The sequence below is a fragment of the Thermogutta sp. genome, from assembly GCF_014359955.1.
Lineage (GTDB): Bacteria > Planctomycetota > Planctomycetia > Pirellulales > Thermoguttaceae > Thermogutta.
The window spans coordinates 1-10,510 of the sequence record NZ_JACIYL010000066.1 but is presented as its reverse complement, the minus strand read 5'-3'; the positions used below and the strand labels follow the sequence as shown (position 1 = coordinate 10,510).

15 protein-coding genes are annotated in these 10,510 nt (G+C 59.3%); 1 reads left to right on the top strand and 14 read right to left on the bottom strand.

Features of this window, described 5'->3' with window-relative positions; all coding sequences use genetic code 11:
• From H5U08_RS03675 to H5U08_RS03620, 13 genes are all read right to left on the bottom strand, one after another.
• The coding region (locus H5U08_RS03675; protein ID WP_297030264.1) for a terminase family protein at positions 1-1,186 on the bottom strand (1,186 nt) is incomplete at its 3' end.
• Positions 1,134-1,583: a hypothetical protein gene (locus tag H5U08_RS03670; RefSeq protein ID WP_297030261.1), complete on the bottom strand. Its 450-nt coding sequence runs from the start codon at positions 1,581-1,583 to the stop codon at positions 1,134-1,136. The genes H5U08_RS03670 and H5U08_RS03675, both read right to left, overlap by 53 nt.
• Positions 1,583-1,831 (bottom strand): hypothetical protein, encoded by a 249-nt coding sequence (locus H5U08_RS03665; RefSeq protein ID WP_297030258.1) that lies wholly within the window; start codon positions 1,829-1,831, stop codon positions 1,583-1,585. The genes H5U08_RS03670 and H5U08_RS03665 overlap by 1 nt, the downstream gene beginning before the upstream one ends.
• A gap of 18 nt (positions 1,832-1,849) precedes the next feature.
• Positions 1,850-2,644, bottom strand: coding sequence for a C1 family peptidase (locus tag H5U08_RS03660; protein ID WP_297030255.1), 795 nt, complete (start codon positions 2,642-2,644; stop codon positions 1,850-1,852).
• The gene (locus H5U08_RS03655) at positions 2,641-3,396 is read right to left on the bottom strand and encodes a hypothetical protein (protein WP_297030252.1); all 756 of its coding nucleotides are present in this window, start codon (positions 3,394-3,396) and stop codon (positions 2,641-2,643) included. The genes H5U08_RS03660 and H5U08_RS03655 overlap by 4 nt, the downstream gene beginning before the upstream one ends.
• A 23-nt stretch (positions 3,397-3,419) precedes the next feature.
• Entirely contained in the window at positions 3,420-3,896 is a 477-nt protein-coding gene (locus H5U08_RS03650) for a helix-turn-helix domain-containing protein (protein WP_297030250.1), read from the bottom strand.
• Between the two features lie 42 nt (positions 3,897-3,938).
• Positions 3,939-4,262 carry a hypothetical protein gene (locus H5U08_RS03645; RefSeq protein ID WP_297030247.1) on the bottom strand — a complete coding sequence of 108 codons (324 nt, stop codon included), beginning with the start codon at positions 4,260-4,262 and terminating at the stop codon, positions 3,939-3,941.
• Positions 4,259-4,696, bottom strand: coding sequence for a RusA family crossover junction endodeoxyribonuclease (locus H5U08_RS03640; RefSeq protein WP_297030246.1), 438 nt, complete (start codon positions 4,694-4,696; stop codon positions 4,259-4,261). Before H5U08_RS03640 ends, H5U08_RS03645 begins: the two co-directional genes overlap by 4 nt.
• Before the next feature lie 193 nt (positions 4,697-4,889).
• On the bottom strand, positions 4,890-5,528 hold the full coding sequence (locus tag H5U08_RS03635; protein ID WP_297030244.1) for a DUF6475 domain-containing protein: 639 nt from the start codon (positions 5,526-5,528) through the stop codon (positions 4,890-4,892).
• Positions 5,518-5,946 (bottom strand): hypothetical protein, encoded by a 429-nt coding sequence (locus H5U08_RS03630; RefSeq protein ID WP_297030242.1) that lies wholly within the window; start codon positions 5,944-5,946, stop codon positions 5,518-5,520. The genes H5U08_RS03635 and H5U08_RS03630 overlap by 11 nt, the downstream gene beginning before the upstream one ends.
• 1,382 nt (positions 5,947-7,328) lie before the next feature.
• Complete coding sequence (locus H5U08_RS03625) at positions 7,329-7,601, bottom strand: hypothetical protein (protein WP_297030240.1); 273 nt, start codon at positions 7,599-7,601, stop codon at positions 7,329-7,331.
• Positions 7,550-7,762, bottom strand: coding sequence for a carbon storage regulator (locus H5U08_RS19800; protein ID WP_366493982.1), 213 nt, complete (start codon positions 7,760-7,762; stop codon positions 7,550-7,552). Before H5U08_RS19800 ends, H5U08_RS03625 begins: the two co-directional genes overlap by 52 nt.
• A gap of 53 nt (positions 7,763-7,815) precedes the next feature.
• On the bottom strand, positions 7,816-8,697 hold the full coding sequence (locus tag H5U08_RS03620; RefSeq protein WP_297030237.1) for a RecT family recombinase: 882 nt from the start codon (positions 8,695-8,697) through the stop codon (positions 7,816-7,818).
• Positions 8,698-8,819: 122 nt separating this feature from the next.
• Between H5U08_RS03620 and H5U08_RS03615 the strand changes: the two genes are divergently transcribed.
• Positions 8,820-9,227, top strand: coding sequence for a hypothetical protein (locus H5U08_RS03615; RefSeq protein ID WP_297030234.1), 408 nt, complete (start codon positions 8,820-8,822; stop codon positions 9,225-9,227).
• A 132-nt stretch (positions 9,228-9,359) separates the two neighbouring features.
• On the opposite strand, the gene H5U08_RS03610 is transcribed toward H5U08_RS03615, so the two are convergent.
• Positions 9,360-10,229, bottom strand: coding sequence for a site-specific integrase (locus H5U08_RS03610; protein ID WP_297030231.1), 870 nt, complete (start codon positions 10,227-10,229; stop codon positions 9,360-9,362).
• Positions 10,230-10,510: the final 281 nt, after the last annotated feature.

Sequence of the window (10,510 nt, the reverse complement as noted above, 5' to 3'; positions counted from 1 at the left end):
ACCGCGGGCGATACGTCTCGTAAAGCTGCAGCGCCCGGCGGATGGTCTCCTCGGGGGTCCGCGGCTCGATCTCGGCATCCAGGTAGAGGAGGGCCCGGTCGGGGGCCACACCCAGGACCACAATCGCCGTGTCGTCCCCGGGCAGATCGGCCCGCCCCCGACTGGGATCGATGGCCATGATCCAGTGGTCCACGGGGGGCGGCCAGCGGGATTCGTCCAGCCAGAGCCAGTCGCCGAAGTAACTCGCGGGCCACTCGGTGCCGGCCGCTTCCGCCGGATCCTGCTGATAGAGGGCGGCGAAGGCCCGCAGGTCCTGCCGTCGCGTCTTCTCCAGGGCATCCTCATCGAGAAAGCCGGGCCAGAGGGCCTGCCCAGGACTGCGGGGGTCCTGGGGGTGTTTGCGGTCCTCGCGGCAGAGGGCCGGGAGTTCCACCAGATTCCACGCTTCCCCCTCGGCCTCGGCTTGCTTGAGAAGCCGTCCCACCAGGTCATCCTTGTGCCAGCGGGTCATGCACACGACGATCCGCGCGTCGCGGGCCCGGCGGGTGAAAAAATCACTGGTGAACCACTCCCAGATCCGCTGTCTGTAGACCGGGCTCTCCGCCTCCTCGCGACTCTTCACCGGGTCGTCGATGATCCCCAGATCGAAGCGGAGGCCGGTGATCGCCCCGCCCACACCGGCGGCCCGAAAATACCCTCCCTGGGCCAGTTCCCAGTAGTCGTCCGTCCGCTTAAAGCGGCCGGGCAGGCGTGATTCCCGGCCGGGAAGCAGGACACCGGGAAACACTTCCCGATAATCCGGCGAATCCATGATCCGCTGCACATCCCGGCTGTGGGCCTCAGCCAGGGTGGCCGTATGCGTGCAGGCGATGATCCGTGTGGCAGGATTGCGGCCTAAGACCCAGGCCGGAAAGCGGCGGCAGACCAGCTCGGATTTTCCGTGCTGGGGCGGCAGACAGACAATCAGTCTTTTGATCTGCCCTGCCTCTAGTTGCTGGAGTTTCGCGGCTAGAAGTCGATGGTGCCAGTTAACCTGGTAATCCGGTTTCGTGAAGAGGGTGAAAGCCAGCAGCTCGCGGCGGGCGTGACGAATGGCTTTTTCGCGGAGGAGAAGGGCCAGACGGCGACGGTCATCAAGGTTCGAGGGCCCGACGGCATCGCTGGATCTCTTCTTCGAGCTGCTCATCGGACAGTTGCCAGACCGCCATTCCCACAAAACCACTCGCTGGAAGGACCTCTACCTGCTGACGGTTGAAGATCTCCGGTTTCAGCCCCCGCAGGAGGAACTGGAGGAGCTGGTCGCTCCCTGCCAGGGCCCGCGTCACGGCCTCATCCAGAAGGACGTCGCCCAGAGTGGCCTGAATCTCCTGGAAGTGACGTCGGTAAGCCTCGTCCTTCAACCACTGGTAGTGCGTGGAACGGTGGATCTTGGCTTGGCGGGCCGCCTCGGCTACGGATGGGCATTGCTCATAAGCCTGCAAAAAGGCCCGCTGGCGGGGCGAAAGCCCGCCCAGATCACGCGCCGGCTCCGGTGGCGATTGTGTCTTTCTGGCTTGGTTTCTTGAGACCGCCTTTTTAGCCATCAGCCACGACCCACCCAGGAGGCGATGGCCTGGGCCAATAGCACGGCCACGAACCCGGCAATCGCCGAACTCATCCACAAAATGGCCGAAACCTTGGTGCATAGTCCGGCATTTCCATTGCCGAACAGTGTCCGTTCAATCCTTTCAATTGCCCTGCTGTGCGTCTCGTAAATAGTCCGGATTTCCGCTATTCCGGATTGGATGTCGGCAATCCGTTGCTCAAGTCTCTCCCAGCGGTCGTCGGTCACGTTTCGCCTCCCGATGCTTTACCACTCACCCGACGGATCCACACACCCCCGCACCGCCCAGCCGTCCGTGAACGGCGTACTCTTGAAATAACTCTCCGGCACAACGGCAAAGCCGTCCTGTCCCCAATCTTTTCCCCATGAATTGGCAACCTTGATGCCCCATGTTTTTCGGTCCCGGTGATAGAGAAGCCCCACGCCACACATCGCGTGCCCCCCACCACCGCCGCGGTAATCGGCCAGCCAGCCGTCAGATCCGACGCGGAAGTTCCAACCCACGAGTATCCCGAGGTTCACCGGGAACCCTAACAGCAGGGCCGAGGCTAAGTGGTCGAAACTGGGGCAGTCCCAGGCTTCAAGGATACGGAACTTCTTCGCCTCTTCTCTCCACGTCGGTGGCCAATATCGCTGTCGCCACTGCAATTCTGGGACAGTCTGAGCCGTGCAGACGCCCTCTTTCTCAAGCGTGATGATCGCGTCAGAGAGAGTCGATCCTGCATCGACGCCGCCGTTGATGCGGCCGTACAAGTTCCCAGGTGAGAGTTTCACGTAGGGTAAACCGGCTTCCGCTCGCACAACGTGGAGAGCCTGCACAGAGGCGAATGCATTGCAGGCTCCTTGCCCGTCCTGATCCAGAATCTCCGGGACCAGGTGAGAGAAGTCAACCTCCACCCACTGCTCCCGAGGGATCAGCTTGATATCCGGACGATCAGGATCAGCTCCCAAGACTGGATAAACCGCCCCGGGATGGAGTAGTCTTGGTTTACAGCCCAGGTGATACTGCTTCCCGTCGATCAGAATGGTCAAGTCGCTCATCTGAGTCTCCACCTCCGCATGGGGACTGTTGGCACCGGGCACTGCCCTGTCGGACAGGTTCCGTTCAACATGGGTTGTGTCTCCTCTTCGTGCTCGGTCGCATCTTCTTTTACAGGGCTCACTTCCTGAGGACGAGACCCGGCGGGGGACCCGGACTGTTCAGCGGGTCCCCCTACCGGCAGGCCATAACGACGGAGGAGGGCTATGAACGAGGAGCGATCGGGAGGAGCAGCTCCGGCATAAAGTTCACGTCCATCCTGGAGGATGAAGACCCGCGGCACTCCCGCCTGGCGGGCCGCGTCCAGGTAACCGGCCAGATCGGCGGGTGGCTTCCCGGTTTCGTCCACCACATCTACGTCAACGACACGGAGCGTCCACCGGGCCGCCGCCAGGGCGTCTCGGATGGCTTTATCCACCACCGCGGCAGCCTGCGACGGCGTCCGCGCTGACGACTCCTCGATCCACAAGACAGTCTTCGGCCCAGGAACCGGTTGCGGCTGGGGTTGGGGGCCGGGTTCAGGGTTAGGAGGTATCGGCTGTGGTCCGGGCGGCCAGTTAAAGTCCTCAACGACAAGGCGACCATCGACGACGGCCGCCACGACGATCCTCTCGTTGAGCACCAGCCACTTTTGCTGGTTCGCTTTGGCCTTGACCGTGAGCTGGTCACCCCCGCCCGCCTGGAATTGGAGCTCCCCCGCCCAGAGCCAGGCTGGAACTAACGACAACACGATCCCTAGTATCGCGGCTCTCATCAGCGCGGTCCTCACCTATCGGGTCATTCTTTTTCCTTGGACTCCGCCTCCATGGCAGCCGTCTTGCCGAGGATCAACGGCAGGAGGATGGCGGCCACATCCGCCGCCTCGCGGGCGATGACGATCGCCTCGCGGAGTGTGATCCGCCCGTCCTCGAGAGCGTCCTGGATGGCCTGTTTCAGTTCCTGGATTTCCTTCACAAGGTCCATGGCGCGTTTCTCCAATTTTCTCCATGCTGCCCGCCAGGCCCGCTTGCGGCTCTCCGGAGCCGTTTCCAACCAGCAAGCATAGCAGGGCAAGCGCACCAGCCTGCCACACCGGGGGCACCGTCCCAGCGGCTTCTTCTCGTCGGGCAGACGGTCTTCCTCAGTACGGCAGATGCGGGCCACCGAACTTTTCGGCACCCCGGTCGCCAGGGCAATCTCCGTGATGTTCATGCCCTGATCGTGCAACGTGATCACCAGTTGCCGTTTCGCTTGAGTGATCCGCCGTCCTTTCATACAGTCAGTGTACCACGCGCTTGTGAGCAGGTTGGAACAAACTCACCCATGAACCGCAGCAACGGCCCGGAAATACCAGGCCGCGAGGGGGCCCAGGTCACGCAGGGTGAGGAGAATGCGGACCGGTGGACCAGGGTAAAAGACGAGGGGGATCCGCGCCCCGCAACGCTCTTCCGCCCATTTCAAAGCCGGGATCAACTGATCCGGATCGGCCACTTCGCAGATACACAGATCTGAAAGCGTATTTTCCGGCAGGGTCTCAGCACCGCGAATCCCCAGGATGTTCAGCAATGACCGCCGTGACAGCGGGGATAGTTCGTCCAACGCGACGAGTTTGAACGAATCGAGAGGATGGGGGGTTGTCATTCCGTGATTCGTACCCTCACCTGGCCTCCAGGAATGCACTCATGCCGTACCACACGCAGTTCCTTCACCTGAGAATCATCATCGATGATGTTAACATCCACGAGGGCATCCAGGACCGCCTTAACGACATTGTCGATGTCTCGTCGGCGACGGTCGGGTGGATACACGTCGATTTCCACCCGCACCTCCGTGTCAGCGAATCCGTCCTTTCCTAAAACATACTTTTTCACGAACCATAAATCCCTGACTCTCTTTCGGAATTGGCGAGCCGCCCGGGATAGGATCGTTCGACCATTGACACGACGCCAGTAGCGATTCGCCGTCGGCGGCCAGGGGAGATCGATGCTAACGGCTTGTTTGGTTGATTCCATCTCTACGGCTTTATCCGTCTTTTCCGGATGCGGTATTTCTTGTTTTGCGTCACGCGTTCCCATGCAACGATCACATTGCCGCGGTCTGTCCAGAAGGCGCGCCAGTAGTGCGCCCACATTCGCTCGTAGCACTCGGCACACCATGGGTCTTTACATGGAAATCCCGTGCCTGGGTTGCGATAGTACAGGTCACACGTGGCACGCCCGCAATTACAGCAGCGGGGCTTCTCGTCGCTACCCATTGTCGCCCCCACTTTCAGTCTGGGACTCGCATCGAGTTTGCGAGCTCGTTGGCTATCGCGAGAGCCTCTCGGTCTGCCTCCGAACGCCCAATCCGTCGTAGAACTGGCGGTACATACTCGCACGGGATGAGGGCTGGCCGGTCCTCAGGCCTGTTGCGGTAGCCCAACAGCGTGTTCTGCCGCTCGAATTCTCCGACTAGCGGCAGTGCCGCTTCCGGGCTGACCCCGACCTTGCAGTAAGCCGCGTAGGTCCTGAGAAACTCCTGCCGGAGCCACTTCTCCTCCTCGCCGCCACACCGCTCGCAAAACCGCTGCCAACCGCCCAGGCTGCGGATTGTGGCCGTAATGGCCGCGTCCTCGAATTGCACGCTGCGGTACCAACCATAGTCCTCGACGGCCCGGACGGCGGCCTGCCAGGCCAGCACGGCCTGGTCTTCCGGCTTGAGGCCCCCAGCGAGCTCTCGCAGCTCGGCTGGGGTCGGCATGAACTTGCACGTCTTGAGGGCCCGCTTTGCGGCGGCCTCGATTTCCTCAATGGCCAGCCCATCCAGGCCCATCTCGTAGGCTGTGAGGACCGCGGGGGTGATCGGCCGATTGAAGGCAGCCCCCAGGGCATTCATCACAATGGCAAAGCGTTCCGCATCAGTTGGCATGCTGCTGCTCCTTTTGGGCAAGCCAGAGCTTCGTGGCTTCCAGATTCCTCCTTTCCAGGTCGCTCAGTAGTGGACTCGGCGGCGCTCGTGACGTGGATCGGCTGTCCACAGCACGGCTCAGCCAGTTGAACAGGAACCGACGCATCCCTTTCGCGGTCTTCCGGCGGTCTGGATTCGCGAGAATCCACTCGTAGGCCCTGCGGATCTCGGCCACCACGTCCACTGTGGAGAAGGCCTCCTGAAGCGAAACAAACACGTCCCGCGTGACCTTCCATTCTTTGGTCGGCCCATCACATGGGAATGTGAGGCGTGCGACTTCCTCTGGCACGTCGCGGTTATCTTCCGCCGGAGACGGCGGCGAGTCGGCTTGCCCGAACTCGCCGCAACATTTCGTCTCGCCGCAATCTTCGTCTACCATGGGCTTCCCATTACCGGAAGACTCAAAACAGCTTTGTGTCTCCCCAGTAGACAAAGATTTTCCAACACCAGAAGGTTGTAAATTACATTCCAGTGTTACCGAAGGATTAGATCTTCCTTCTGTCTTCTTTCTCCTTTCTTCTTTACTCTCTCTTCTTTCTTCTTTAGTCCGGAAATTGTCCGGACATTGTCCGGAAATTGTCCGGACATTTGTCCGGAACTCGCCGTTTGGGGCATCCCGACTGCGTTGAAGCCTCTTGCGTATGATCTCGCCGTACCGTGCCTTTGATGAGTCCGAGAACCACCTGTCCCAGTTCGGAATTCTCAGGCCCCACTCGTGGACCTCAAGCCAGCCTACAGAGACCAGCCCCGTAAAGAACGACTTGGGGATGTGCAACGTTTTGGAAAGCATGTCGATCGACACACCGCACAAGTCGCCGTTGCTGGTCTCCGCATCTGCCCAGATCCAGAATCGCGCCAGCCGACCTAAGATCAGGTCGCTCTCGCACCGACACAAGTCCGCTAAGATGAGGACTTCTCTGCATGTCGGCAGCGTTGTCCGTAACAAAATGAAGTCACCAGCCATCCTGAGCTTCACTCCGCAAATCCCTGTCGCCGGACCGCCCGGCGAGTCCCGCCTCCGGGACGGGACACACCTCATGCCTCCTGCCAGGTTTCGCCTGGCCATGGCTTAAACCAGGACACAGCACCACGCCGATTGACTTTTGCATATGCAATCAATTTGCCATCTTTAAACGAACCGATTGAAAAGCGGAACGTTTCCCTTATGCATTTCCGTCGCTGCTGCGGCATATTTGCCTTCATTACACGCTCCTTGTCGTTCACTGCTAAAGTTAAGAATGGCGGGTCTCGCTCTGCACATTGCCATGCTTCCATTCCGCTCCATTTCTTGCTATCTCTCTCACTATCGCATAGACGTCAGTCACAATTTCTTTAATCACGAATGACGTTGCTCCACAATACAAAAGCAAATCGCTCTTCAGTATTACGCCGAACGCGACTAGCAGAACCGGAGCATGAAACAACAAATACCTCAGCGTGATCAACATATCTATTGGCACAATGTTTCTTCTTCCCAAACCTCAGTTGGCCATAGGGCGTGCCATTTAACAACCCCTGCCCTGGTGAGGTATGCCAGGGCTACAGGCTCGCCGTTGGCGAACACGGCCACACTTGAATAAAGCCTGAAACGGCCACTGGGTGTCCGTCCGACAGTCCACACAGGACGGACGACGCCATCAGGCCAGCGCTTCCTGGCTAAGCTTGCTATCTCTCGCTCTATGCGGTAGTTCCTGGGGACCAGAAAGATTGTGGTAATGAAATCACGATCTATCACGGCGTCGCTCCTGTGCTCCGCAAATGTCACCAAAACCGCAGCTTCGGCCTCGGAAATAGCGGCCGCTGGAGCGGCCAGTTTTCCTCTAAGTAGTCGAACAGATCGTCGATCGTTTTCTTGGAAATATTCGCCCCAGGACAACTGAAGAGCCCGAGGGCCCACGCGGTTACGGTTTCCCGGGCGTGGGGGTCACGCAGTTTCTCTTCATCGAGAAAGAGTGCAAACTCAAACTGCGTGTTGCCGACGGCTATTTTTCTCCGTCCGTCTTGTGCCCATTCGACAGAGAAGTAGCTTCGCATTGCGGTCTCCTCTTCTGAAGAAGTTCCTCCCGCAAGATGACCACATCCCTTGGGGCGTCAATCCCAATTCGGACGTTTTTCCCTTTAACGGCTAACACTGTCAGCGTGATACCGTTGGCCAGAATGATCTTTTCATTCAGCTTCCGTGATAGCACCAACATCCTTCACTCCTTTGCAGTCCCAGACTCCTCGTTCTCACTCCCTGCGCCTTCCATCAGACACTGACAGCACGCAGCTCCCGCTTCTTTTTCACCGCCAGATTGAAAAGCCGGGTCTTTTCCTCAGAATCCAAAGCCTCGTCGGCCTTCAGACTGGCGATTACCTGGTCGATGGCCTCCAGAGTCGCCGCCTGCCCGATGAGGGCGTCGTAATTCGGCCCAGAATCGCCGTCGGCAACGCCCACATCGGAGGTTTCCGTCTCCTCCAGGGAACCATCGTCGTCCCGTTCCCGCAGAATGACCCCCAGTTGCGGCCCCAGCGGGATGTACTTGAGAAGTCTCTTGAGGACCGTCTTGCGGGCCATCTCCGGCCAGTCGGTCTGCCAGGGCGAGTCCTCGTCTCTATTTCCGCTCCGTTCCGCGTTAGCCTCGATTTCCTCGGCGGTCATCCATTCCACTAGGGGCTGGGGACAGTCCCGCCACCAGCAAATGGCGTAGGCCCCGATGGGAACATTGGGCTCTCCCTCAGCCACGTTCAGCCGCGGCCGGTGATCCACCACGTGCCCCTCCGGGTCGCCGTATCGAAGTTCGAAATGATCCCGCTCCCGCACCACGTGGGCCTCGATCAGCCCAACCCGCGGGTTTTCGTAGGCGATTTTCAAGAGTCCCCGGTATCCCGGCACAAAGACCGCGTGGCGCTTGCGGGGCGTGATGTACCCCTCGTCCGTCGTGCCAGTCGGGTCAAGCCCCAGGGAAACCGCCTTGTGGACGGCCTCCACGATACTGGTTGTCGTGCACTCCTGAAGCCGCGGCGTCTGGCTTACCAGGTTGAGGACACCTTCCACCACGGCCCGCACGTCTACCCGCCCTTTGGCGGCAATCCCGAAGCGCGCCAGATTCCGTCTTAGCTCTTGCTCCAGTCCAGTTAGTCGGGACATCTTGGAAACCTCCAGTCGGTGCTAAAATGACGCTCAGCATGCTGCTTGATGGAAAAAACTCCCAGGGCCGCCGGCAGAGTTTCGCCGCCCACCGACGGCCCCAAGAGAAAGGAGCCAGCGAGATGGATTACGTAGGAGTCGCCATGAAAGCTGCCGAACTGTGTGCTCAAGCCGTCTGGACCTTCCGCACACTCAGGCCCCGCTTGGCGAGGCTTTCCCGGGCCGAGATCGAGCTCTTGGCCGCCATCCAGGAAGACCGTCAAGTCTGTATCGAAATCGACGACCAATTCTGCGTCTTTCATGCCGGGTCGATCTTGATCGACAGTCACTCGGATCCGGCTGCCATCGCCCGCTACCTGGAGGCCTTCGAGCGGCTTTGCCAGCGTGGTCTGTTCCGCCTCCTCAAGGATGGATGGTTCCTCGTGACGGAGACAGGTTTTGCCCTCGGACAGCGGGCCAGGGAAGGAAAACCGCTCTCCGGTCCATCGTTCTGGTGGTGGCGATTCCAACGCTGGCTGAAAGGCACGTGATACAAAAAAACTCCGGCCGCGGCGGGGACGGTGTGGCGGGCAGCGAACATGACCGCGGCCGGAGCGGGGCACGGTCGGTCCCCGGCGTGGACCGCCCACGCCTAAACAGGGACCGCGTGGTTGTGTGCGTCCTTATGCCGTCTTTATGTTGATCCGCGGAACGATGGGCGTGATAGCCCCCAGCATCCGCGGATCCACGTAGTGCTTGATGGTTGTATCCGGCGAAGCATGGCCCGCCACCCTGGTGGCCATGTTCAGATCGTTCACGGCGGTCCAGGTGATGCAGGTGCGCCGCATCTTTTGGAACAGTTGCCCGTGCAGATTCTTGGGAGCTGGAATGCCGGCCCGGTCCACGATCCGCCGAAGGGCCTTGCATGGCCACTTTGGGTCCCGGTATGGGTGTTCCCAAACCTTCTCGCGAGGCGGATACTGAATCTCGCGAAGGAGCTGAACAAGGTCTTGAGGAAGGGCAAATGTCTGTTCCCGCTTGTTTTTGTTCGTATAGGCCCGCAAAAAACCGCGAAAGTCGATCTGAAACCAGGTCACATTCAGAAGAGCACTCAATCTTAGCCCGGTGTAGTAGTTCGTCAGAAGAAGCGACCCCCACCACAGACGGGCGGGAATAACTCCTACTGATCCTGGAAGGGCCCACACATGTTTGAAGAGCTTTTGCACTTCTTCGATTGTCCAAGCATCCGGATCTCGTTTCTCCAAGCGGATACGCGGGAATCGGGGGAGCCGAGGCAGCAGGCCAATGTTGAAGGCCTCGTTCAAGATAGCCTTCAGCATTGCTAGATGACCTCGTAGTGTATAGGACGAGCGTGCGGTTTTGCCTACGACAGCCAAGAATCGCCCAATATGCTCCTCCGTGATGTCGCCCAAGAAAATGTCGCCATTTGCTTCGACAAAGCGTGACACGCACAACCGAACATTGGCAAGGTACTGCTTCGAGTGAGAGACACGTAAGACAAGATACTGTGGAAGAAATTGAGAGATCGTCATGGTGCCGTCTCCACAGGTGCACAGCGGCCTCCACGGCCGCCATGCCCCAGGATGGCCGCAGACGATAACCAGACCTCCTACTAAAAGTCTGGCACAATTGGCGCAGAGATATGGCAAGACATGTGCCCATAGATGCACCCAGTTGTGCGCTGTCTAGACGCCCAACCAGTTTTTTGGGCACCCGCTCAGTCGCCGCAGCGGCGGCTAAGAAGGTGCCGGTTAATTTCTACACCGTCGATTGTATAATTATTTAAAAAAATTTAAACATGGAAAGAAAAATT

What these genes read in the sequence shown, in the direction of transcription:
- H5U08_RS03630 (WP_297030242.1), bottom strand. Translation starts at nt 5,946, where the DNA reads ATGGTAGACGAAGATTGCGGCGAGACGAAATGTTGCGGCGAGTTCGGG.
- H5U08_RS03625 (WP_297030240.1), bottom strand. Translation starts at nt 7,601, where the DNA reads ATGCGAAGCTACTTCTCTGTCGAATGGGCACAAGACGGACGGAGAAAA.
- H5U08_RS03640 (WP_297030246.1), bottom strand. Translation starts at nt 4,696, where the DNA reads ATGGGAACGCGTGACGCAAAACAAGAAATACCGCATCCGGAAAAGACG.
- H5U08_RS03660 (WP_297030255.1), bottom strand. Translation starts at nt 2,644, where the DNA reads ATGAGCGACTTGACCATTCTGATCGACGGGAAGCAGTATCACCTGGGC.
- H5U08_RS03645 (WP_297030247.1), bottom strand. Translation starts at nt 4,262, where the DNA reads ATGACAACCCCCCATCCTCTCGATTCGTTCAAACTCGTCGCGTTGGAC.
- H5U08_RS03615 (WP_297030234.1), top strand. Translation starts at nt 8,820, where the DNA reads ATGGATTACGTAGGAGTCGCCATGAAAGCTGCCGAACTGTGTGCTCAA.
- H5U08_RS03635 (WP_297030244.1), bottom strand. Translation starts at nt 5,528, where the DNA reads ATGCCAACTGATGCGGAACGCTTTGCCATTGTGATGAATGCCCTGGGG.
- H5U08_RS03610 (WP_297030231.1), bottom strand. Translation starts at nt 10,229, where the DNA reads ATGACGATCTCTCAATTTCTTCCACAGTATCTTGTCTTACGTGTCTCT.
- H5U08_RS19800 (WP_366493982.1), bottom strand. Translation starts at nt 7,762, where the DNA reads ATGTTGGTGCTATCACGGAAGCTGAATGAAAAGATCATTCTGGCCAAC.
- H5U08_RS03650 (WP_297030250.1), bottom strand. Translation starts at nt 3,896, where the DNA reads ATGAAAGGACGGCGGATCACTCAAGCGAAACGGCAACTGGTGATCACG.
- H5U08_RS03620 (WP_297030237.1), bottom strand. Translation starts at nt 8,697, where the DNA reads ATGTCCCGACTAACTGGACTGGAGCAAGAGCTAAGACGGAATCTGGCG.
- H5U08_RS03655 (WP_297030252.1), bottom strand. Translation starts at nt 3,396, where the DNA reads ATGAGAGCCGCGATACTAGGGATCGTGTTGTCGTTAGTTCCAGCCTGG.
- H5U08_RS03670 (WP_297030261.1), bottom strand. Translation starts at nt 1,583, where the DNA reads ATGGCTAAAAAGGCGGTCTCAAGAAACCAAGCCAGAAAGACACAATCG.